General features: G+C 70.5%; 17 protein-coding genes. 7 read left to right on the forward strand and 10 right to left on the reverse strand.

From position 1 onward, the window contains the following. Nucleotides 1-4 precede the first annotated feature (4 nt). From MRB58_RS01645 to MRB58_RS01685, 9 genes are all read right to left on the reverse strand, one after another. Complete coding sequence (locus tag MRB58_RS01645; RefSeq protein ID WP_244779902.1) at nt 5-1,042, reverse strand: flagellar hook-associated family protein; 1,038 nt, start codon at nt 1,040-1,042, stop codon at nt 5-7. Next, nucleotides 1,042-2,427, reverse strand: coding sequence for a flagellar hook-associated protein FlgK (flgK, locus tag MRB58_RS01650; protein WP_244779903.1), 1,386 nt, complete (start codon nt 2,425-2,427; stop codon nt 1,042-1,044). The genes MRB58_RS01645 and flgK overlap by 1 nt, the downstream gene beginning before the upstream one ends. A 16-nt stretch (nt 2,428-2,443) precedes the next feature. Further along, nucleotides 2,444-3,877 carry a flagellar hook protein FlgE gene (locus MRB58_RS01655; RefSeq protein ID WP_244779904.1) on the reverse strand — a complete coding sequence of 478 codons (1,434 nt, stop codon included), beginning with the start codon at nt 3,875-3,877 and terminating at the stop codon, nt 2,444-2,446. Between the two features lie 121 nt (nt 3,878-3,998). Next, the gene (locus MRB58_RS01660; protein ID WP_244779905.1) at nt 3,999-5,345 is read right to left on the reverse strand and encodes a FliI/YscN family ATPase; all 1,347 of its coding nucleotides are present in this window, start codon (nt 5,343-5,345) and stop codon (nt 3,999-4,001) included. A 130-nt stretch (nt 5,346-5,475) separates the two neighbouring features. Beyond that, complete coding sequence (locus MRB58_RS01665; RefSeq protein ID WP_244779906.1) at nt 5,476-6,327, reverse strand: NmrA family NAD(P)-binding protein; 852 nt, start codon at nt 6,325-6,327, stop codon at nt 5,476-5,478. A gap of 128 nt (nt 6,328-6,455) precedes the next feature. Continuing rightward, the gene (locus MRB58_RS01670; protein WP_244779907.1) at nt 6,456-8,768 is read right to left on the reverse strand and encodes a methyl-accepting chemotaxis protein; all 2,313 of its coding nucleotides are present in this window, start codon (nt 8,766-8,768) and stop codon (nt 6,456-6,458) included. Nucleotides 8,769-8,965: 197 nt separating this feature from the next. Next, nucleotides 8,966-11,080: a molybdopterin-dependent oxidoreductase gene (locus MRB58_RS01675; protein WP_244779908.1), complete on the reverse strand. Its 2,115-nt coding sequence runs from the start codon at nt 11,078-11,080 to the stop codon at nt 8,966-8,968. Between the two features lie 127 nt (nt 11,081-11,207). Beyond that, nucleotides 11,208-11,636 carry a DUF2141 domain-containing protein gene (locus MRB58_RS01680; protein ID WP_244779909.1) on the reverse strand — a complete coding sequence of 143 codons (429 nt, stop codon included), beginning with the start codon at nt 11,634-11,636 and terminating at the stop codon, nt 11,208-11,210. 203 nt (nt 11,637-11,839) lie between these two features. Then, the gene (locus tag MRB58_RS01685) at nt 11,840-12,772 is read right to left on the reverse strand and encodes a hypothetical protein (protein ID WP_244779910.1); all 933 of its coding nucleotides are present in this window, start codon (nt 12,770-12,772) and stop codon (nt 11,840-11,842) included. Between the two features lie 334 nt (nt 12,773-13,106). Between MRB58_RS01685 and MRB58_RS01690 the strand changes: the two genes are divergently transcribed. The 7 genes from MRB58_RS01690 to MRB58_RS01720 all read left to right on the forward strand — a co-directional run bounded on the left by MRB58_RS01690 (nt 13,107) and on the right by MRB58_RS01720 (nt 20,848). Next, nucleotides 13,107-14,015: a MoxR family ATPase gene (locus MRB58_RS01690; protein ID WP_244779911.1), complete on the forward strand. Its 909-nt coding sequence runs from the start codon at nt 13,107-13,109 to the stop codon at nt 14,013-14,015. A 224-nt stretch (nt 14,016-14,239) separates the two neighbouring features. Continuing rightward, nucleotides 14,240-14,473: a DUF333 domain-containing protein gene (locus MRB58_RS01695; RefSeq protein WP_244779912.1), complete on the forward strand. Its 234-nt coding sequence runs from the start codon at nt 14,240-14,242 to the stop codon at nt 14,471-14,473. A gap of 40 nt (nt 14,474-14,513) precedes the next feature. Continuing rightward, nucleotides 14,514-15,710, forward strand: a complete 1,197-nt coding sequence (locus MRB58_RS01700; protein WP_244779913.1) for a VWA domain-containing protein — start codon at nt 14,514-14,516, stop codon at nt 15,708-15,710. A 227-nt stretch (nt 15,711-15,937) separates the two neighbouring features. Continuing rightward, complete coding sequence (locus tag MRB58_RS01705; RefSeq protein ID WP_244779914.1) at nt 15,938-17,971, forward strand: hypothetical protein; 2,034 nt, start codon at nt 15,938-15,940, stop codon at nt 17,969-17,971. 302 nt (nt 17,972-18,273) lie between these two features. Beyond that, nucleotides 18,274-19,506 carry an alpha/beta fold hydrolase gene (locus MRB58_RS01710; RefSeq protein WP_244779915.1) on the forward strand — a complete coding sequence of 411 codons (1,233 nt, stop codon included), beginning with the start codon at nt 18,274-18,276 and terminating at the stop codon, nt 19,504-19,506. Then, nucleotides 19,503-19,790, forward strand: a complete 288-nt coding sequence (locus tag MRB58_RS01715; RefSeq protein WP_244779916.1) for a DUF1294 domain-containing protein — start codon at nt 19,503-19,505, stop codon at nt 19,788-19,790. The genes MRB58_RS01710 and MRB58_RS01715 overlap by 4 nt, the downstream gene beginning before the upstream one ends. 164 nt (nt 19,791-19,954) lie before the next feature. Continuing rightward, nucleotides 19,955-20,848 carry a PfkB family carbohydrate kinase gene (locus tag MRB58_RS01720; protein WP_244779917.1) on the forward strand — a complete coding sequence of 298 codons (894 nt, stop codon included), beginning with the start codon at nt 19,955-19,957 and terminating at the stop codon, nt 20,846-20,848. A 19-nt stretch (nt 20,849-20,867) separates the two neighbouring features. Here the strand turns inward: MRB58_RS01720 and MRB58_RS01725 are convergent, their stop codons facing one another. Continuing rightward, nucleotides 20,868-21,854 (reverse strand): glycosyltransferase family 32 protein, encoded by a 987-nt coding sequence (locus MRB58_RS01725; RefSeq protein WP_244779918.1) that lies wholly within the window; start codon nt 21,852-21,854, stop codon nt 20,868-20,870. Nucleotides 21,855-21,885 lie beyond the last annotated feature (31 nt).

A 21,885-nucleotide genomic window follows, 5' to 3' on the forward strand; every position in this document is an offset into this window, starting at 1 on the left:
CTCCTTACGCGTAGTTGAGGATGGACAGACGCGAGAGCTGGTTGGTGAGCGCGTAGCTCATCTCGATCTGCGTCGTGACGAGGTCGATGCGCACCTTGGCCTCGACCGGGTCCGCCCCCTCCAGATCCGCGATCTTCTGGGTGAGGATATCGCGCGCCAGGCTCATGCGTTCGTTGGCGTGGCCGATGGCGTTCTCGGCGAAGCCCAGCATCGACTTCAGGCTGACGACCTGGGTGATCGCCTCGCCCATGACGAGGCGCGCCTCGGCGACGACGGCGTTGCGCACCTCCTGGTTCAACGATTCGAAGCCCAGCCCCGCGATCATCGCAAAGCCCATCGCGACGGTGCGCATCGCGTCCTCGTTGGCGGTCACGCTGGAGACCAGCCGCTCGGACGGCGAGATGCGGCTGACGATCCTGTCGGACGCCGCGTTCGACCAGTTGGCCGTCCAGGCCGCCATGTCGAACTCCGCCGCGAACTCGTTGGCGAGGAAGTCCTGCATGTCGCTCACGCTGATGGTGGCGGCGGACGGGTCGCCGACGGGGAAGCCGAACTTCGCCAGGAAGGCGGCCTCGATGGCGGCCTGCGGGCCGTTGTCGAACCGCTCCAGGGGGCGCTCGTCGGTCCGCTGGCCACCGAAGATGTAGGAGCCGCCATCGGAGGCGTTCAGCCGATCGGCGAAACGGTCGAGCGAGGAATCGGCCTGGATCGCCAAGGTCGTGGCGGCGGCGTTCCCCGGCGGTAGCGCCGTCAGCGAGGCCAGCATCTCCGAGGCGATGGTCTCGAGGTCGGCGAGCGCGGTCTGCGTCTGCTCGAGGCGGGCGGTGGCCGAGCCGTTCGAGATCAGCAAAGTCTCGATCAGCGACAGGTCCATGCGGGTGTGCACGGTGCGGCCGGTGTCCGCCCCCAGCGCGAGGCCGACGTCGGCGTGCCGCTGCGTCGCAATCTCGATCGTCCGGTCCGCGAGTTCGGACTGCAGGCGGACGATCTCCGAGCGCGGCGCATTGCGAAGCGCCGCCGTCGACACGTAGTTCGTATGCATCAGAAGATCCTCAGAAGCTCATCGAACATTTCGTCGATCAGCGTGATCAGCCGCGCCGAGGCGGCGAAGTTGCGCTCGATGGCGAGTTGCTGGGCGTACTCGTCATCCATGTTGACACCGGTGACGCGCGAGAGCGCATCCGAGGCGCCGTCCAGGATCGCCCGCTCGCGACCGGCCAGCTCGGTCGCCGCCAGGCGGACCTTCTCGATCCAGCCGACCGATTCGGTGGCGAACTCCTGCAACGTCGAGGAGCCCGAAAGCTCGGCGTCGGTGTCCCAGGCCTGGATGTCGGTGAAGGTGAGGCCCAGCGCCATGAGGCGGTCGGAGTAGGCGGCGTAGCCGTTGGGATTGCCGGTCCCGTCGCGCAGGTTCTCCACCGAGCCGCCCTGGAACGGGTCGACGCCGGCCGCCACGCGGATCGTGCCGGCATAATCGGGCCCGCCGCCGGTGACGAAGAGGCTGCCGATGCCGTCTTGGAACATCGTCTCCAGCGCACGGGCGATCTCGTCGAGTTGCAGGCGGTAGGTCGGCGCCACCTCGTCGCGCACCTTCGATTGGCCGACGATGAGGCCCGAGCGCAGCGGCATCGGCGCGTCGGGGCCGGTGACCTGCATGCCGTCGATCATGACGACGCCGCCCTGGGTGTCGACCGTGTAGACCGGGGTCCGCACGAACTCGACCGAGCGCGGGGACTTGTCGAACAGGGTGATGCCGCTGTCGGTGAAGAGGGCCATGTCGCCGCCTTCGCGCTGCAGGACCGAGATGCCCATGTAGATCGACAGCTCGGCGACGATGGCGTCGCGACGGTCGAGGTCCATCGTCGGGTCCTGCCCGGTGGAATAGGCCTTCGTGACGGCCTTGTTGGCGGCCTGGAACTCGAGGAGCAGGCGGTTCACCTCGTCGACCGAGTTGGCGAGTTCCCGGTCGGCCTGCTCGCGCAACAGGTTCAGTTCGCTCGCCGCGCGGTTCAGCGTGTCGGCGAGGTCGCGCGCGTCCTCGATCACCGTCTGCCCGAAGAGGGGATCGTCGGGCGCGTTGGCGTAGTCGGCGATGGAGGCTTCCAGTTCGCCGATCAGGGCGGCGACGGAGGTTCCGTCTTCCGGGTCGCCCACGGTGTCGGCCAGCACCAGCATGTGCTCCAGCACCGCGTCCGCCTCGGCCGTGTTGCTGGTCGCGGCGATCATGCGGGTGAACAGCGCGGCATCCTCGGCGCGGCGCACGCTGGTGACGTGCACCCCGCCGTCGATGGTCGTCGTCAGGCCGACGCTGGCCCGCGAACGGGTCGGGTCGCCGGCGGCCGCGATGTTGCGGCCCGAGATCGAGATCTGCTGCTGCGCGACGATCATCGCCTGTCGCGCAACGTTGGCTGCAACGTCGAGGCTCATGGCCTACCCTTTCGGTTTAGCGCTTGAGGTTCATGAGGACTTCGAGAAGCTCGTTGCCCGTCATGAAGCTCTTGGAATTGGCGGTGTAGGCGCGCTGCGCGATGATCATGTCGGTCAGCTCGGACGCCAGGTCGACGTTCGACTGCTCGACGGCACCGACCACCAGCGCCCCGTTGCCGGCGTCGTTCGGCAGGCCGATCCGCACGTCACCGGACTGCGGGGTGATGCGGTAGACGTTGCCGGGGAGCGGCTCCATCTGGTCCGGCGAGGGGACATTGGCGAGCGGCAGTCGGTAGAACTCGACCTCCGAGCCGTCCTCGTAGACGGCGAAGACACGGCCGTCGTTGGAGATACCGACCTGCTGCACGGTCGCCGGGGCGTTGCCGTTCACTTCCACTTCCAGCGGCTCGTAGTCGGCGGCGAGCTGGGTGGTGCCGGAGAAATTCAGCTCGAGGCGGTCTTCCGCGTCGGGCAGGGCCAGCGAGAGGATCGCCTGCTCGTCCGGGTTGTTGGGGTCGACCACGGTGACGCCGTTGGACGCGCCGGTCTGCTCGTCGAACGTCTCGATGGCGGAGATCGAGCCGTTGGTCGGGTCGAACGTCATGATCGCCTTGCCGACCCAGGCCTCGCTGGCGGCCGGCTCGCCCAGCGGCGGGTTCGGCACGGCGTAGGGGAAGTCACCCTCGAAGGCGGTGTTGCGGGTCGACTGGTCGTAGATCACCACTTCCCACTGCGGATCGGTCGGCGCCAGCGGGTCGTAGTCCTGGATCTTGGTCATGTAGACGTCGAGCGTCTTGGCCCGGCCCAGGTCGTCGTAGGCGATGATCGAGCTCTTGACCGTGTAGGCGACGTCGACCACCGGGTCGCTCGTGGTGGCGCCGGCGGCGGCGGTACCCGGCGTGGTCATCGTGCCGGTGTCGATCGTGTCGGAGCCCTCGTCGAGGTTCACGCGGAAGGTACCGGTGGTCGAGGGGGTGGCACGCATGTTCATGTAGTCGAGGTTCACCACCTCGAGGCCGGCGGTATCGTTCAGCGTGATGACCGGCTCCTGCCCGTCCACCGACGGGAAGCCCATCAGCGCGAAGCCGGCGGCGTTGACGAGATCGCCCGACTGGCCGTCGACCACGAAGGAGCCGGCGCGGGTGAGGTAGTGGCCCCCCTTCGGATCTTCGACCACGAAGAAGCCGTTGCCCTGCACCGCGACATCGGTCGAGGAGAGCGTGTAGGTCAGCGCCCCCTGGCGCGACACTTCGTGGTGGATGTTGGCCGTGACCGCGCCAGACTGGTAGTTCGACGGCCCCGACTCGAGGATCAGGGACGAGAATTCCGCATCGGCTCGCTTGTATCCGACCGTATTCGCGTTGGCGATGTTGTCCGCCACGGCGGCCAGTTTGTAGGAATGGGCATTCATACCGGACACGCCGGTGCGAAGAATGTTGTAGAGGCTCATGGACTTTCCTTTTATCGGCGCCCGACTTGTCGTATTGGCGCCACGCCGATCCGATTAGCGCTCGCGGGCCGACATGCCCGTCCACTCGACACGCATTCTGTTTTGCGTGTTCCTGCTTGTGTCAGGCTGATGGTGCGTCGGCTGTGCTGCCGCCGTTGCGGGCGGCCAGGAGCGCGGCAAGCTCGGCGAAAGCGTCTTCCGATGGAGCGTCTGTCGGGATCTGCACCAGAGCGTCGTAGACGTGCGGCACCAGTTGCACCGCCTTGTCGAGTTCCGGGTCCGAGCCGGACTTGTAGCCCCCCAGGAGCCGCAGATCGCGCGTGTCCTCGAAGCGCGAGATCAGCGTGCGCAGGCGGCGCGACAGCTCCCACTCGTCGGGACGGAAGGCCTTGTCGGCGAGGCGCGAGAGCGATCCCAGAGGGTCGACCGCCGGCCAGCGGCCCTGCTCGGAGATCGCGCGGGAGAGGACGATGTGGCCGTCCAGCGTGCCACGGGCGGTGTCGGCGACGGGCTCGTCCATGTCGTCCCCGTCGACGAGGACGGCGAAGACGGCGGTGATCGACCCCTGCCCCGCCGTGCGACCCGCCCGCTCCACCAGGCGCGTCATGTCGGCGAAGACGGACGGCGGGTAGCCGCGCGAGACCGGCGCCTCGCCGGCCGCCAGCGCCACGTCGCGCGCGGCGTGGGCGTAGCGCGTCAGGCTGTCGACCACCAGGAGGACGCGCCGGCCCTGTTCGCGGAAATGCTCGGCGACGGACATCGCCGTCATCGGCGCGAGTCGGCGCATCATGGGCGTCTCGTCGCCGGTGGAGACGACGGCGACGGTGCGGTCGCGATGGGTGGCGAGCGGCCCGTCGAGCAGCTCGCTCACCTCCCGCCCCCGCTCGCCGACCATCGCGGCGACGACGACGTCGAACCTGGCCGCAGCGCCGATCATCCCCAGCAAGGTCGACTTGCCGACGCCGGAGCCGGCGAAGATGCCCACCCGCTGGCCCTCGACGAGGGGGGCGAAGATGTCGAGCACCTTGACCCCGGTGCGCAGGGCACGGTTAAGCGGCGCGCGCTTCAATGCCTTCGGCGGGTCGGCGTCGACCGCGCGCTTGGGTCCCTTGGCGAGCGGGCCGGCGTCGTCGAGCGGGCGGCCGAGCGCGTCGACGACGCGGCCGAGCCAGGCCTCTCCCGGGCGCAGCTCGAAGCGCCCCATGAGGGCCGCCTCCGCGCCCAGGAAGGCCGCCGCGCGCCGCTCGTAGGGCGAGGCGGTGACGATCTCCCGGTCGATGCGCACGACCTCTGCGAGCGCGGTGCCGTCGTGGTGCTGGATGAGGAGCTGATCGCCGAGGGCGGCGTGCGCGGAGAGGCCGCGCATGTAGCGGTCGGTCGAGGTCGCCTCGCTGACGACCCCGGAGAGGCGCACGGCCGGTTCGGTGTACTCGGCGAGCGCGTCGGCGAGCTGTTCAAGCGCCCCCATCGCGGGACCTCCATGGTCGCAAACCTTGCATGAAAACAGGTTTGCACCGCGAAGGTGGTCCGAGGCTGTGATGAGGCGGGGCCGCAGCCGTCGGGGCCCTCCCACCGGGTGCGGCCGGAGCGCCGCCCGGTCAGTTGCGCAGGGCGGCGCGATGCCTGTCGACGAAGGCCGCGAGCGACGTCGCCGGGCGTCCCAGGAGCGACGGCAGGTCGTCGCTCACCGCATTGTGGGCCGGGGCATAGGCCTGCGCGATGTGGGCAAGGTCATACGCGCGCCAGCCGGGCGCGCCGGCCGCCAGGAGGCGCGCCTCGAACGCTCGGGGCGAGACCGCCTCGTAGGTGACGTCGCGTCCCACGGCCGCGGCGAACGTCGCCGCCACCTCGGCATAGTCGACGGCGGCGGGGCCGGTCAGCCTGTAGACCTTTCCGGCATGCGCGGCGGGATCAACGAGGACCGACGCCGCCGCCGTGCCGACGTCCGAAGTGTCGACCAATGGGTAGCGCCCCTCGCCCATCGGCGCGGCGAGGCGGCCCTCGGTGCGCATCGCCTCGGCCATGCGCAGGAGGTTCTGCATGAAGAGATGCGGCTCGAGGAACGTCCAGGCGAAGCCACCGGCCTGCACCAGCTCGTCCACCGCGTGGTGTTCGCGCATCAGCGCGACGGGCGAAGCCGCCGTGGCACCGATCGCCGACAGCTTGACGATGTGCCGAACGCCCGCCCGCGCCGCGTGGTCGAGGACGCGCCGGTGCTGCTCGACGGCGTCCGGGCCGTCCCTGCCGGCCAGGAGCAGAACGTCGACCCCCTCGCAGGCGACCGCCAGCGCGGCCTCGTCCTCGAAGCTGCCGGCGGCAATCTCGACCCCGGCGGGAAAGGCATGCCGCGATGGCTCGCGCACCAGGGCCCGCACCGGCACACCCGCCGCCGCGACGCCCACGAGGGCCGCGTTCCCGACCTGGCCCGTCGCCGCCGTAACAAGGATCATCGCCCCGCCTCTTCACGCCTGCCGCCCACTCCGCCGAGGACGCCGGGCGCGATGGTGAGGCAGTGACGCAAGCGCGCGCCGGCTTCAAGCCCCCGCGCCTACGGGGGCCGCCGGTCCGGCGCGCGGGGCTACACGGCCTTCATCACCTGGAGGAAGGAATCCGACTCGCGGCCCAGGTTGTCGTTAGCCTCGCTGAGTTCGGTGGTGGCGCTGGCGAGGCGATTGGCGGCGTCGAGGTTGTCGGCCGAGAGCTGCTCCACCTTGGCGATCGTCTTCGACGCCGCCTCCACTCCGACGGCCGCGTGCTGCGCGTTGACCGTAATCTCGTGCGTGGCCGTCTGCTGCTCCTCCACCGCCGCGGCGACGCTGGAGAACGTGTCGCGCATCTCCTCGATCACCTCGGTCGCGCCGGAAATGCCGTTTACGACGACCGTCACCTGGCTCTGGATCTCGGCGATCTGCTCGGCGACCTCCTGGGTGGCCTTGGCGGTCTGCGTGGCGAGGCTCTTCACCTCCTGCGCCACGACGGCGAAGCCCTTGCCCGCCTCGCCGGCGCTCGCCGCCTCGATGGTGGCGTTGAGCGCCAGAAGGTTGGTCTTGCCGGCGATCTCGGAGATGGCGTCCACCACCTCGCCGATGCGTGCGCTCGCCTCGGCCAGCCGCTCGGCTTGGAGGGCGACCTCGCGCGTGCTCTTGGCGGCCAGCGCCACATGGTCGGACGAGCGCGTGGTGCGCGAGGCGATCTCGGTGATGGTGGAGGCCAGCTCCTCCGCCGCCGCGGCGACCATCTGCACGTTGCCCGCCGCCTGGGAGACGGCCGCCGCCCCCGCCGTCAGCTCCGACTGCGTCACCTCCACGCCGCCGACGATGGTATGGACCCGGTCGCGCATGCCGCCGAAGGTCGACGTCATCTGCTCCATGGTGGCCTTCACCGAGGTCTCGAACACCGAGGTGCTCTTCACCGTCTTGGTGATGATCTGCCACGAGAGCATGGTGGCGACATACCGGTCCTGGTTGTCGCGCACGGCCGAGCACGTCAGCGTCAGATATTCCTCGCCGCCCAGGTTGATCGTCGCCGTGTAGGGCAGCCGCGACGGATCCGACAGCAGCTTGCGCTGATGCTGGCCGCTCTTGTGGAAGATGTCGATCGACTGGCCGTCCATCTCCTCCACGTTGATCGGCAGGAGATGCTCGATCCGCTTCAGCTGCTGGCGCGTCGCCGTGTTCATGAACGTGATGCGGAAGTCGTCGTTGGGATCGGCGATCATGACCGGGGTCGGCACCTGCTCGATCATCTGCGCGCGCATCAGCGCCTCGTGTGCGGTGATGCGCAGCTTGCCGATGGCGGTCCAGATCTGGCCCAGCTCGTCGCGGCTGTTGCGCTCGCGCACCTCGAAGTCGGTGTCCCCGGCGGCGACGCGGTTCATCACGGCCGTCACCCGCCGGATCGGCGGCACCAGCGACACGACGAGAACGCCCGCCACGACGATGCTGGCGAGCAGCCCCAAGGCGGAGAGCCACAGCGTCATGCTCTTCGCCGCCTCGATGGCGGCGGGCGAGGCCGCGTCGATCTCCTTCTGCGCCTCCTCCTGGAGGTCGGCGAGGCGCTGCACGTCGGCGACGATCGACTGGCCCATCTCGACCATCGCATTGAGGATCCGGGTCCGCTCGGTGAGCACCGGGACCATCCGCTCGAAGGTCGCCTCGAAGGTCGCCAGCGCCGCGACCGAGGCTTTCGTCTCGCGCTCTCGCTGGAAGTTCGCGGCGCTGTAGCGCTCGATGGCTGCGCGCGCCTCCTCGAACTCGCCGCGGGCGGCGTCGGCGTGGGCGGGGTCGTTGCCGAGGAGGAAGCGCAGCGTCGCCGCCTCCCCCAGGAGCGCGTGCTCCTCGAAGGTGGCGACGTCGAGGTTGCCCTCCGCCCCACCTTGCGAGAAGGCCCACTTCAACACCGCTTCCATCTCCACGCGGAACGCCTCCGCGTTGGCGTCGAGCTCGGCGATGAGCGCGCGGTAGCGTGCCTCGCTCTGGGCCAGATCGTCGAACAGGGCGGCGTATTCGCCGGTGAGGCCGCGAACCCTGGCGAGATCGACGTCGAGGTCGACGTCTCCGGTGGTCGTCCCGGCGGCACGGTCGGCGGAAGCGACCATCGCGGCCACCCCCTCGGCCGCCGGCTCCAGCGGATAATCCCCGTCGGCCGCGACGAAGTTGGACACGGCCAGCCGCCCGCCCAGCACCCGCCGGCGCAGATCGGACAGCAGGATGTCGCGCGCGGTGACGTCGCGGTAGTCGTGGAACAGCCGCTCGATCTGGTCGATGCCCCGGTTGCCGGCGAAGAAGACACCGCCGAGGAAGGCGAGGATCAAGACGATCGCCGAGACGAGCTTGATCGGCAGTCCCACATTGTTGATCGGGTTCGCGGCCCGCCCGAATACCTGTTCCACGTCTCTCTCCACTGACCAAGAGTGGGGGACAGGCTATGCGGACGGCCTAGCCGTGGGGCTTGCGCCGCGGGGCTGCGACACCGGCCCCGCAAGGCCGGCGAAAGGTCGGTGGCATCCGCCGCGGCCGCCGATGCGACGGCGCGAAGACCCCCGCCCTCGGGCGCGGCCGCCTCAGCGCCTCGCGTGTGCGCCTCGCGTCAGACCGGCTCGGCCACCGCGCGCACGTTCGCCGCAGGCTCGGCGACCGCCTCCATCGCGACGCGCACGTCGTGGAACGCGGCGCCGCCGTAGGGGGCCACCTGGTCGGCGCCGGTGAGCATGTTGATGCCCACCCCGTCACGGAAAGCCTTGTTGCGGTGGAGTCCTTCGCAGATCAGCGTCCCGCGCTGCACCCCGTCGAACAGCTTCGCCGTCAGCCGGACCGCGCCGCGGGCGTTGACGAGGCGGACCGGCCCGCCTTCGGCCACTCCGGCCGCCGCCGCGTCCTGCGGGTGGACCATCACCACCGGCTCGCCTTCCTTGGTGAGCGAGCCGGGCGTGTCGTTGAAGGTGGAGTTGAGGAAGGAGCGCGCCGGGGCGGTCACCAGGCGGAACGGCTCACGCGCCGTCGCCGCCTCGATCACCTCCCAATGGTCCGGGAAGCGCGGCATTTCGGCGACCGGCCCCATCGGTCCGTTGTTGTTGTGCGGGATCTCCGACCAGGCCGGGCTGAAGCGGAACTTGCCGTCCGGGTAGCCGAAGCCGTTGAGATAATGCGCAGTCTCGAAATCGGGGTTGAGGTCGACGAAGCCTTCCGCGTCGAGTGTGGCGAGGTCGTAGCCGGACGCTGCCACCATCCACTCGATGTGCTCGCGCGCGCTCATCTCGAAGCCCCGATGGGTGGCGCCGACGCGCTTGGCGATCTCGCAGACGACGACGTGGTTCTCGCGCGCCTCGCCCGGTGCGTCGACCAGCTTCGGCCCCAGCATCAGGTGCGTATGGCCGCCGCCTTTGTAGATGTCGTCGTGCTCGGTGAACATCGTCGCGGGCAGGACGATGTCGGCCATCGTCGCCGTCTCGGTCATCATCTGCTCGTGGACCACGGTGAAGAGGTCGTCCCGTGCGAATCCCTGGCGCACCAGCGCCTGCTCGGGGGCGACGACCATCGGGTTGGTGTTCTGGATCAGCATCGCGGCGACCGGCGGGCCGTGCTGCAGCGCCTCGGCGTCGCCGGTGAGGATGCGGCCGATCTGCGACTGGTCGAGCCGGCGTGTCGTCGGATCCAGGGCGTCGGCGCCCTCGATGAGCGATTTGTCGAGCTTGTAGAGCGCGCCGTTGATGTGGAATGCGCCGCCGCCCTCGTGCTTCCACGATCCGAGGACCGTCGCGATCGATGTCGCCGCGTGCATCGCCGCGGTGCCGTTGCGCTGGCGCGTGAAGCCGTATCCGAGGCGGAAATAGGTTCGCGGCGTTCTGCCGATCAGCTTGGCGAAGGCCTCGATCTCGTCGACCGAGAGGCCGGTGATCGCGGCGGCCCATTGCGGCGTGCGGGTGGCGAGGTGGGCCTCCAGGCCGGCCGGATCGTCGGCATGGGCGGCCATGAACTCGCGGTCGGCGTAGCCGTCGCGGAAGGCGACATGCATCGCCGCGCAGGCCAACGCCGCATCCGTTCCGGGGCGCAGCACGAGGCCCATGTCCGCCTTGGCGACGGTGTCGTTGGCATAGACGTCGATCACGACGACCTTGGCGCCGCGCGCCTTGCGGGCGGCCATGGCGTGGGTCATCACGTTGACCTGGGTCGACACCGCGTTGGTGCCCCAGATGACGATACAGTCCGACACGCGCATCTCGCGCGGGTCCGGCCCGGAAAGGCGCCCCGTGCCGGCCACGAAGCCGGTGTAGGACATCGCCGTGCAGATCGTGTCGTACTGGCGCGAGTAGCGCTTGGTGTTGCGCAGCCGGTGCAGCCCGTCGCGCTGCACCTGGCCCATCGTGCCGGCATAGTTGTAGGGCCACACCGCCTGCGACCCCAGCCGCGCCTCGACGTCGAGGAAGCGTTCGGCGATGCGGTCCAGCGCCTCGTCCCACGAGATCTGCGCGAACTGGCCCGAGCCCTTCGGCCCGGTGCGCATCAGCGGATGCAGGACGCGGTTCTCGTTGTGCGAACGCTCCGCGTAGCGGGCGACCTTCGCGCAGATCACGCCCGCGGTGTAGCTGTTGGCGACCGACCCGCGGATCCGCCCGATCCGTCCGTCGGCCACCTCGACCTCGAGCGCGCAGCACGACGGGCAATCGTGCGGGCAGGTGGAGCGCAGGCGGACAGGTGCATTCATTGCGGGGACCCCAACTTGGAACTGGACGAACCTACGCGAACGCGTCCGCCGTGCAAACGGCGGGCCGGTCCGCAAGAATGGTTCGCCGGATTCCCGGTCGCCCCGCCCGGCCTGCGCCGGCGAGCGCCTACATCGGGTAGGAGATGGTCACGGTGGCGGCATTCTCGGCGCCGTCGCTCACCTCGATCTTGGCGTTGTCGAAGCTGGGCTCGGAGATCGGACTGCCGGAGACCCCCCACGCCTCGCTCGGCGCATCGTCGCCCAGCGTGAAGGTCCCGTCGCCGTTCTCGTCGTGCACCACGGCGACGGCGTAGAAGCCGGGCTCCACGCCTTCGAGCACGGTGGTCATCGTGTCGGCCTCGGCGGGAACGACCACCGAATAAGCGCCGCCGCTCGTCAGGAAATCGTCCTCGGTCTGGAGCGCGACGAGGATGTTCCCGGTTCCGGGCTGAATGCCGTCGACGGTGATGGTGACGTCCGCGGCCATCGCCGCGCTCGATGCGCACACCGCCGTCACGGCGAAGATCGCAGTCAGTCGGGTTCGCAGGCGTATCATGTCAGTCCCCCTGGTCCGGGCGGTGCCCGTCAGAAGGAATGCGCCAGGTGGGCGAAAGGTGCCAGCGCCAATCGGCGCGCCCGGCCTGACAGAGGGCCGCACCCGCCGCCTCGCACGGCGGGAGGGCGGGACGGTGCGACGGTGGGACTCCGGAGTGGGGCGGTGGGACGGGGGCGGTGGGACGGGGGCGGTGGGACGGTGGGTCAGACGGCCGCGCCGCCACCCAGGCGCCGGTCGCGCCGCAGCCCGGCCTGGAGAAGGCGCGTCAACAGCCCGCGCCGGCGGGGCGCCGGGCCCGGTGCCACGTCGGCCGCCATCGCCTCCACAAGCTCGGCCCGCACGCACAGCGTCTCCTCCTCCACCAACGCGCCGGCGGGCAGCAGCACCGCCATCGGCACCCCCGGAATCAGCCACTCGGCGACGAGGCGGACCCGAACGGCGCCGGTCGCGGTCTGCATCGTCTCGCCGTCGCGCAGCGCCACCCCTTCGACCAGCTGCCGGCGCACCGCCGCAGCCGCGACGTGGTAGGCGTCGGCGGAACGGCCGGTCAGCGTCGGCGCCACGGCGATCTCGAACCCTGTGAGCGGGGTGAGGCCCTTCGTCATCATGCCGACGGTGCCGGCGAGGCCGTCGTTCTGCGGGTGGTAGGGCGCGTACTGCACCAGGATCTCGTGCGGCACCTCGCCGGCGGCGAAGGCGGCCAGCACCGTGCCGACCACGTCAGGCGGCATGTAGACGTCGTTGGGACGGCTGTGCACCGCGAGCACGTCCCCGCTCGCCTTCGACACCGCGGCGGCCAGCGTCAGGCCGACCTTCATCGCCAGCAGTGCGGCAAGCTCGCTGGCGTCGCGCGGGGTCACCGTCATCGCCACGTGCGCCACGTGGGCGCCCAGCGCGGCGGACGGCTCCCACACACGCAGCGGAGCGAGGCCGTCGTCGGGGGCCTCGTAGCGCGTGCGGCGGGCCATCATCAGGACGCGCGTGCCCCCCACCGTGATCGCCAGCGTATCCTCGCCGACGTGCGCCTCGGCGTTGCGGAAGACGAGCTCGCGGGTGACGATGTCCAGCACCGACGCGAAATCGAGCGGCCGCTCTTCCGAGCGCAGAACCGTGAAGTGCTGCATCATGCCGTTCATCGTCGTGGTCTCCCGTATCTGTCGGCCGGGACATTGCGCAGGGGCGGCTTACCGGCGGCTCAAGCCACTCGGTAAAGGAGCGATAGGGAGGGGCCGGACAATTGTCCCGATCACGCATCGAACGCGGCGTCGCAATCGAGGGCCCGCCGGCGGCCAGCGCTCCGGGTCGCAGCGCCCGCGCCATCAGGTGCGGCGGCCGTGAGCAGGCGTCGCGCCGCTGCGACATCGCCGGCGGTCTCGGCCCGGATCCGCCGCGGCGAGAGCGGCGGGTGGTTGTCCTCATCCGACCCCATGGGCTACGCCTCGTCGTCCGTTTCCAACTCTTAGGCCGTTCGTGACAGCTCTGCCCCAATCCATCGACGAGACCGAGGCGCTGCTCGCGCAAGCGGACTATATCGCCGACCGCTCGCTCGCCACCGTCCTTTTCCTGGCGCTGCGCCTCAACCGCCCGCTCTTCCTCGAAGGCGAGGCCGGCGTCGGCAAGACGGAGATCGCCAAGGTCCTGTCGGCGGCGCTCGGGCGCAAGCTGATCCGCCTGCAGTGCTACGAGGGACTCGACCAGGCCGCCGCGCTCTACGAGTGGAACTACGCCGCGCAGATGATCGCGATCCGCCAGGCCGAGGCGACCGACGGCGCGCGCGAGGACGTCTTCGCCGAGCGCTTCCTCATCAAGCGCCCCCTCCTCGAAGCGCTGGAGACCCCGCCGGAGGGCGCGCCCATCCTGCTGATCGACGAGCTGGACCGCGCCGACGAAGCCTTCGAGGCCTTCCTTCTGGAGATCCTGTCGGACTTCCAGGTGACGATCCCGGAGCTGGGCACGGTGAAGGCGGCCGAGGCGCCGATCGTCATCGTCACCACCAACCGCACGCGCGAGATCCACGATGCGCTGAAGCGCCGCTGCCTCTACCACTGGGTCGACTACCCCTCGCTGGCGCGCGAGCGGGAGATCGTGCGGCGCAAGGTGCCGGGCGCGGGCGAGCGGCTGGCGGACGAGGTCGTCGGCTTCGTGCAGCAGCTGCGCGCGGGCGACCTTTTCAAGCCGCCGGGCGTCGCCGAGACGCTGGACTGGGCGCAGGCGCTCGCCGAGCTGGACCAGCTGGTCCTGGAGCCGGGCGTCGCCGACGACACGCTGGGCGTCCTGCTGAAGTACCAGGACGATATCGCCAAGCTGCGCGGGTCGGAGGTGCAGCGCATCATCGAGGAATTGCGCACCCATTCCGCCGGCAGCGCGGTGACGCTGTAAAGCCCTCGGGGCGACGCGGCGCGGGCCGGCCCGGCGCCGGCGCCGCAACTTGCCGCTCTCCGGCGCTCGTGACATAATTCCTGTCACGTCAGTTGCATCCAGGTCCGGGCCAATGCTTCACAACATCCCGCGCGAGGTTCTTGCGATCGCCCTTCTCGCCAGCATCGTCGGCCAGGTCGCCCTGTTCAAATATTTCGCCTTCGCGTCGAGCCTTTGATCCCCTCGTGAGCCGCCTCCTCGTCCTCGTCGCGCTGCTGCCGCTCGCCGCCCACGCCGCGGAGGGAGACGCTCCCGTCCCGGGCGCGACGGGCCTCGCCAACCCGGCCTCGGAATATTGTGCCAGCCGCGGCGGCACGGTCGTGATCGAAGACGAGGCGGACGGCCAGGTCGGCTATTGCCACCTGCCGGACGGACGGGTGGTGGAAGAGTGGGACCTCTACCGCGCCGAGCATCGATGAGCCGAACCGCGAAGGACCGAGCGGCCGCGCGCCGCCCCGCATGAACGACACCGCACCAGCGCCCACCGCCCCCGCCGAACCGGCCGCCGGCCGCCTTGCCGAGAACATCGCCGTGTTCGCAAGGGTCTTGCGCGATTCCGGGCTCCCCGTCGGCCCGGCGCACGCGGTCGACGCGGTGCGCGCGGTGGAGGCCGCCGGCATCGCCTCGCGGACCGACGTCTACGCCGCGCTGCGCGCCGTCTTCGTCCACAAGCGGGACGAGATCGCCGTGTTCGACGCCGCGTTCGACGCCTTCTTCCGCGGCCGCAACATGCTCGACAAGATGATGGAGCTGCTGTCCCCGGTCGTCGACGAACGCAGGGCCGCCGAGAAGCCGCGCGCCGCCGCCGCCCGCGTCGCCCAGGCGCTGAAGCCGCCGCAACGCAACGAGCAACGCGAGCGGCCGCAGGAGATGGAGGTCGACGCCCGGCTCACCTCCTCCAACCGCGAGATCCTGCGCACCAAGGACTTCGCGCAGATGAGCGCGGCGGAACTGGAGGTCGCGCGCCGCGTCATCGCCCGCCTCGCCTTCGATGCCGACCGCGTCACGACCCGCCGCCGCGTCGCCGCCTCGCGCGGCCGGTTCGACCCGCGCCGCTCGATGCGCTCGGCGATGCGCACCGGTGGCGAGCTGATCACCCCGCGCCTCACCACCCGCGCCGTCAAACCGCCCCCGATCGTCGCCCTGTGCGACATTTCCGGCTCGATGGCCGACTACTCGCGCGTGATGCTGCATTTCCTGCATGCCCTCGGCGAGCGGCGGCGTGTCTCCACTTTCCTCTTCGGCACGCGCCTCACCAACGTCACGCGCGCCCTCACCCGGCGCGATCCGGACGAGGCGCTGTCCATGTGCACCGGTCAGGTGGCCGACTGGTCCGGCGGGACGCGCATCGGCGAGGCGCTGGAGCGGTTCAACCGCGAATGGTCACGCCGGGTCCTGTCGGGCGGCCCGATCGTCCTCCTCGTGACCGACGGGCTGGAGCGCGACGGCGACCTCGCCCGGCTGGCTCGTGAGGCGGACCGGCTCCACCGCTCGTGCCGGCAACTCGTCTTCCTCAACCCGCTGCTACGCTTCGACGCGTTCGAGCCGCGTGCTCAAGGCATCCGCACCCTTTTGCCGCACGTCGACGCCATGCGCCCGATCCATTCGGTTGAGAGCGTCGCAGACCTTGCCGCGGCGCTGACAGCGCAGCGCTAGTGCCGGCCGCCCGACGCCGCACCGATCCGTGATCGTCGACCGCCCCGGAGCACGCGCGATTTTGCCGCGGAGTGCCCGCGCATGCTCGCGCGCAGGTCACGAAGTTGTTCATTCTGTTGCGAAATCACGGACCGGTTTACGGGCTTGGTAAAGGTCCGCGCGTGTGCCAGAAGACTGGCGGACCGTGTCACCTAAGACACACTGTCCGAAAATAAAAAGGGACTCTTATGCGGCTCCGCACGATTGCAACGGCCACCCTGGCCGTCACCCTCAGCTCAGCCGGCGCCTACGCGCAAGATGCCGCCGATGCGGGCAGTTTCGACGCGCAGAGCGCGATCGAGTCTTTCTTCGGCAACCCCGATTTCCTCGGCACCACGTCGAGCAGCGTCGGTTCCGTCACGACGGACGGCGAGAAGGTGATCGCCAACGACGTCGCGCTCACCTGGGAGTTCTCGGTCGGCGGCGGTGAGACGGAGACCGTCGCGATCAACCTCACCGTCTCGGCGCCGACCCTCGAGGTGACCGACCTCACCTTCGACGAAACCTACGCCGCCGACCTCATCAACATGCCCGAGAGCCACCTGTCGCTCACGGCCGAAGGCGGCGAGCAGGACCTCGACTACGCGTTTACGGTCAAGGATTACCGCATCACCAACGCGACCTGGGCCCCCTTCCCCGAGGTGCAGGAGAACGCGGCCGCCCCGATCTCGCGCTTCGCCCCGCTCATCGACGCGATGCTGACGCAAGGCTACGACAGTGCCCGCGTCTCCGGCATGAGCGGCACGCTGAAGACCGGCGACGAGACGCAGACCTTCGACTACGGCCCCAGTTCCTACGGCAAGCTCGCGAACGGGCGCCTCGCGTCGTTCAAGATCGGCGCCGGCACCACGTCGCAGACGATTTCCCAGCCGACCGATCCGAACGCCCCGCCGGTCCCCTCCACCATCACCATCAACTACGGCGAGGCCGCCGGCGAAAACGTCGACCTGAAGCCGCTGGTCGCCTTCCTCACCGGCACCGGCGCCGGCAGCGGGGCGCAGACCGTCGTCGGCTCCATGACGTTCGACGGAATGGGCTTCGCCGCCGGCCAGATGGCCTCGTTCAAGCTCGGCAAGGTCACCACGACCGACATCACCGTCGATCCCAGCCGCGGCCCGATCCTGACCCAGGCCGACAACCTCTACACCAGCGTCGCCGACGGCGAGGAGCCGGACCCCGCCACGCTGATCGGCTTCATGCTCGACACCTACGGCGCGTTCGGCGTCGGCTCCTACGTGATCGACGGCATGGACCTGACCTTCGCCGGCGGCGCCGCGACCCTCGGCAAGGTGGCGATCGAGAGCCTCGGCGCCGGCGGCCTCGGCCTCCTGTCGTTCAACGACGCGACGATCGAGGGGCCGGGCGTCGACGGCCAGCTCGGCAAGGTCGAGATCGCGGACGTGGTCTTCCCCGAGCGCGGCGACTTCATGAACGCCATCATGGCCTCGATGGCCGGTATCGAGCCGGATCCGCAGACGGTGCTCAAGGCGGTGCCCTATATCGGCCGCACCACGGTGTCCGATCTCAGCGTCACCGGCGCCCCCTTCGGCGACATCGCGCTCGGCCTGTTCGAGACGCGGGCCACCAACTTCATCGAGTCGATCCCGACGCAGCTGTCGCTGGCGCTCGAGGGCTTCTCGATGCCGGCGTCGCTGATCTCCAACCCGATGGCGCAGGGCGTCTTCACCGCGGTCGGCGCCGATCCGATCCAGGCCGACGGCAACATCACGCTGGGCTGGGACGAAGCCTCCAAGCAGGTCTCGCTCGACGAGGACATCGCGGTGAACAACATCGGCCGCCTGCAACTGAGCGCGCAGATGTCCGGCATTCCGCGCTTCGTCTTCTCCGAGCCGCAGCGGATTCAGGAGGCGCTGGTGACGGCGGCGATCGACGGCGTGTCCGCCCGCTTCGAGGATGAGGGCATCACCGCCTTCGGCATCAACATGATGTCGCAGCAGGCGGGCATGCCGGCGAGCGAGTTCCCGTCGATCATCTCGCAGCAGGTGCAGATGCAGGTCGCCGCGATGACCGGCAACAGCGACCTCGCCGAACAGGTGTCCGGCGCGCTCAGCACCTTCCTCGGCGACCCGCAGTCGCTGGCGATCGCGGCGACGCCGGCCAGCCCCGTTCCGCTCGCCCAGGTCATGGGCGCGGCGATGACCGCGCCGCAGGCGATCCCCGAGCTTCTGGGCCTGTCGATCGAGGCCAACGGCGCCCAATAAGGGCCCCGCCCCGCGCCGGCCGGGTGCCGCGCGGGGAACCATCCCGGCCCCGGCCGAGTTGCTTTCGCGGCGCCGCGTTCACCTGAGGGTGCACGCGGCGCTGTTGGTTCGGCGACCGGCCCGCGTGTCCGCGGCCGGCCCGGACACGCGCAACGGGGGACCGGAGAATGGCCGACGACGGCCCGCACGACACCGCAGAATCAGGCGCGGGAGCGGAGCCCGCACGCTCCGCCTTGCGCCGCAGCGCGCCGCACGCCCCGCCTCCTTCCCCCGCCGTGCCCTGGCCGCAGGCCGCGCCGCCCGTGCCGACGCGCGAGCGGTCCCGCGCCCCGCAGCACGCGGCGCTGCCGACCTCGCCCGGCGGCGGATGGCTGGGCGCGGCCGCCGTCTACGGCGGTGCCGCCCTCCTCGGCGCCTACCTGTTCCAGACCCGCGCCCGCGTCCGCGCCGAACACGAACATCCCCCGAGCGGCCGTTTCCTCGACGTCGGCGGCACGCGCCTCCACTATGTCGACATCGGCGCCGGGCCGCCGGTGGTGCTGATCCACAGCGGCGGCACGACACTGGAAGACTGGTTCATCTCTTCGCTGGCCGACGAACTCGTGCCGCACCACCGCCTCGTCCTGGTGGACCGGCCGGGCTACGGCTATTCGTCCCGCCCCGCGGGCACGGACTGGTCGCCCGAGCGGCAGGGGCGCGCCCTCGCCCACCTGATGCACCGCCTCGGCGTCTACCGCGCGACCCTCGTCGCCCATGCCGACGCCGCGTTGCCGGCGATCGCGCTGGCGCTCGCCTATCCGGGCTTCGCCCGCGCGCTGACGCTCCTGAACCCGATCGCCTTCCCCGGCGGCGCGCCGGCCAGCGCCGCGGCACCGGTGCCGGGGATCCCGCTCCTCGCCCCGGTGGCGCGGGCGACGGCGCTGCCTTCCCTGGCCCGCTCCGGCCTCCCTGCGCTTTTCCGCGCCAGCTTCGAGCCGCAACCCGTGCCGGCCACATATGCCGCGGCCTTCCCCGCCGGCCTCGTCACCCGCCCCGCCCAGCTGAGCGCGAGCGCACAGGACGCCACTGCGATCGACGCCGCCGCGACACGCCTCTCCCAACGCTATTCTGACCTCGATATCCCCGTGACGGTGGTGGCCGGCAGCGGCGACGCCATCGTCGACCCCGACGCGCAGGCCCGGCGCCTGGCGCGGACGATCGGCCATGCGCGCTTGATCGTCGTCCCGGCGGCGGGCCATATGGTGCACCACTCGGCGCCCTCGCGCGTCGCGGCCGCCATCATCGACACGGCGACGGCGCCTCGCGCCCTCGCCGCCGCGCCCCCCGGCGCAAAGGACACCATGACCCCGCGAGCTCCCGCCCCGTCCGCGCCCCCCGCCCCGTCCGCGCCCCCGCCCGCCGCGCCGAGCCGGTCCGCGACCGCCGAGCGCGCCGCGCCCAAGCGCTCCCCCGCCAAGGCGAAGGGCGGCGGCGGCAAACGCTCCCCGGCCCGGCGGCAGACCGCCAAGCGCGGTCCGACGAAGCCCGCCACTTGAGCGCGTCGGTCGTCGCCTGGCTCGTCGCCGGCTGGCTCGCGGTCGTCAACGTCGCGGGGTTCGTCGTCTTCTGGCGCGACAAGCGGGCCGCGATCGCCGGGCGCTGGCGCGTGCCGGAGCGGGTGCTGTTTACATTCGCCGCGCTGGGAGCATGGCCGGCGATCCTCGGCGGCGCCGAGATCCTGCGCCACAAGACCCGCAAGCAGCCCTTTCGCGCGATCCTCTACACCATCATCGCGCTGCAGTTCGCCGCGATCGTGACCTGGTTCACCCTCGTCCCGTAGCCTGCACGGCGCGGCCGCCGGCACCGCGGCGGCGGACCTGCCCCGCTGTCCGCACGCCTTGCGCGGCGGCGCACACTCGGCAACTCTAGCGCAACGCGCGACCTGGCATCGAGCGTGCCTCGCCGCCTCGATCCCGCGCATTCCGGCGCACCATGGAGTTTCGTATGGAGGCCCTTTTCATCGGCCACGCCTACATCGACATCACCTTCCTGGCCGATACGATCCCCACCGGCGACGACAAGACCATCGCCGACGACTATGCCGTCGCCTTCGGCGGCAACGCCACCACGGCGGCGTTCTGCGCGGCCAAGCTGGGGCTCAAATGCGACCTCCTGTGCCAGCAGGCGGACGACTGGCTGGCGCGCATGTTCCTCGACATGGCGTCCCGCTACAGGATCTCGGTGCATGGGCGGAAGGTGGCGGAATCCTCGCTCTCCTTCATCATGCCGAACGACGGCAAGCGCGCCATCGTGCGCTGCCGCGATTCCAACTTCCTGCACCCCTTCCCGACCCTCAATCTCGACGGGATCCGCGGCCTCCATATCGACGGGCACATGCACGACGCGGCGCTGCACTACGCCAAGGCGTGCCGCGAGAAGGGCGTGCTGACCTCGCTCGACGGCGGGTCCGCCCGCGAGGGGACGGACGAGCTGCTGCACTACATCGACGTCGCGGCGATCTCCGAGCGCATGTGCGAGCAGATGCACCTCAACCCGCTGGCGATGCTGGACTATCTGCGCGCGCACGGGGTCAAGACCGGTGCGGTCACGCTCGGCGAGCGCGGCCTCGTCTACTACGAGAACGGCGGCGAGGCGAAGACCATGCCGGCCCTGAACGTGCCTCACTCCGCGGTGGTCGACACGTCCGGAGCGGGCGACGTCTTCCACGGTGCCTATTTCTACTCGGCGCTGGAGCGACCCGAGATGAGCTGGGCCGACCATTTCGACTTCGGCCGTTCCGCCTCGGCGTTCGCCGTACAACACCTCGGCAACGAGGAGTCGCTCCCCTCCCTGGACGACGTCGAGGCGATGCGCGCCACCTACGCCGAAGCCGCCTGACGCGTCGCGGCGGCGTCCGTCAGGACGTCGCCTCGCGCTTCCAGTGCAGCCCCTCGCGCTTGTACTGCGGCGGATTGGGCAGGAAGCGCCGCGCGGGGGCGACGAAGGTGTGGCACCAGGCGACCGGCATGACGGCCGCCACCGGCTCCCCGTCATGGACGGCGAGATAGTCCTCGACCGCGCGGGCGACGATCGCCGGCCCGGTGAGCTTCAAGAGGTTGGTTTTGGTGAAGGACCCGTCCGGCTCGCGCTCGGCGGTCGCGAGCTGTCGGCCGATATATTCGATGACGAAGGCGAACACCGGGTGCCCCGCCGGCGAGGAGAGGAACCAGTTGGCGACGTTGGTGCGCATCTCGCCGGTCCACTGCGCGAACAGCGGCACGGTCGGCGGGGCGTAGGGGATCGCGCGCACCAGCGTCATGTCGGCATCGATGTAGAGGCCGCCGTGGTGGTAGAGTTCCAGGACGCGGAAGATGTCGGCCTGCATCGAGGGATGGAACGCGTCGTCGAAGTGCCGGGTCCAGAGGGGGCCGGCCGCCTCGGCGATGCGCGCGCGGGCGGTGGCGAGGTCGTAGACGACGTGCTCGTACCCGCTGGCGCGGCAGATCTTGGCGACCTGGTCCAGGAGGCGGCGCACCTCGGCCGGTGGCGCCTTGTCCCAGAACTGGACGACGCGGCGGGGCGTCTCCCCCGCGGCGCCGAAGTGGGCGGCCCAGTCGAGACCGGAAATGTCGAGTTCCTTCTCGCGCGTGCCGGTGGCGAGGGCGACCGTGTAGGCGCGGATGCGGTTGGTGTGCGGCCAGCGGTTCTGCGCGGCTTCGACGGCGGCGGGGTCCGCGGCCTTGGGCTTCACCCGGCCGCCGGGCTCCCCTGAACGCGCCGCGCCGTTGCGCTGGCCCCGCCCCGGTCCGGCCTTGCCGGCCCGCGTCCGGCTCCTGCCCTCGCCCGGCCCGGCGCCGGGGGTCTCGGTTCCATCGCCGTCATTGTCGCGGCGCAGCCGTCCCATGATACTCGTATCCCAACCGTACGCGGTCGCT

The organism is Acuticoccus sp. I52.16.1 (assembly GCF_022865125.1).
Lineage (GTDB): Bacteria > Pseudomonadota > Alphaproteobacteria > Rhizobiales > Amorphaceae > Acuticoccus.

Excerpts from the sequence above, each read along its gene's own strand:
- MRB58_RS01685 (WP_244779910.1), bottom strand. The coding sequence starts at position 12,772 with ATGAACGGCATGATGCAGCACTTCACGGTTCTGCGCTCGGAAGAGCGG.
- MRB58_RS01700 (WP_244779913.1), top strand. The coding sequence starts at position 14,514 with ATGAACGACACCGCACCAGCGCCCACCGCCCCCGCCGAACCGGCCGCC.
- MRB58_RS01660 (WP_244779905.1), bottom strand. The coding sequence starts at position 5,345 with ATGGGGGCGCTTGAACAGCTCGCCGACGCGCTCGCCGAGTACACCGAA.
- MRB58_RS01645 (WP_244779902.1), bottom strand. The coding sequence starts at position 1,042 with ATGCATACGAACTACGTGTCGACGGCGGCGCTTCGCAATGCGCCGCGC.
- MRB58_RS01655 (WP_244779904.1), bottom strand. The coding sequence starts at position 3,877 with ATGAGCCTCTACAACATTCTTCGCACCGGCGTGTCCGGTATGAATGCC.
- MRB58_RS01720 (WP_244779917.1), top strand. The coding sequence starts at position 19,955 with ATGGAGGCCCTTTTCATCGGCCACGCCTACATCGACATCACCTTCCTG.
- MRB58_RS01725 (WP_244779918.1), bottom strand. The coding sequence starts at position 21,854 with ATGGGACGGCTGCGCCGCGACAATGACGGCGATGGAACCGAGACCCCC.
- MRB58_RS01705 (WP_244779914.1), top strand. The coding sequence starts at position 15,938 with ATGCGGCTCCGCACGATTGCAACGGCCACCCTGGCCGTCACCCTCAGC.
- MRB58_RS01675 (WP_244779908.1), bottom strand. The coding sequence starts at position 11,080 with ATGAATGCACCTGTCCGCCTGCGCTCCACCTGCCCGCACGATTGCCCG.
- MRB58_RS01680 (WP_244779909.1), bottom strand. The coding sequence starts at position 11,636 with ATGATACGCCTGCGAACCCGACTGACTGCGATCTTCGCCGTGACGGCG.
- MRB58_RS01665 (WP_244779906.1), bottom strand. The coding sequence starts at position 6,327 with ATGATCCTTGTTACGGCGGCGACGGGCCAGGTCGGGAACGCGGCCCTC.
- flgK (WP_244779903.1), bottom strand. The coding sequence starts at position 2,427 with ATGAGCCTCGACGTTGCAGCCAACGTTGCGCGACAGGCGATGATCGTC.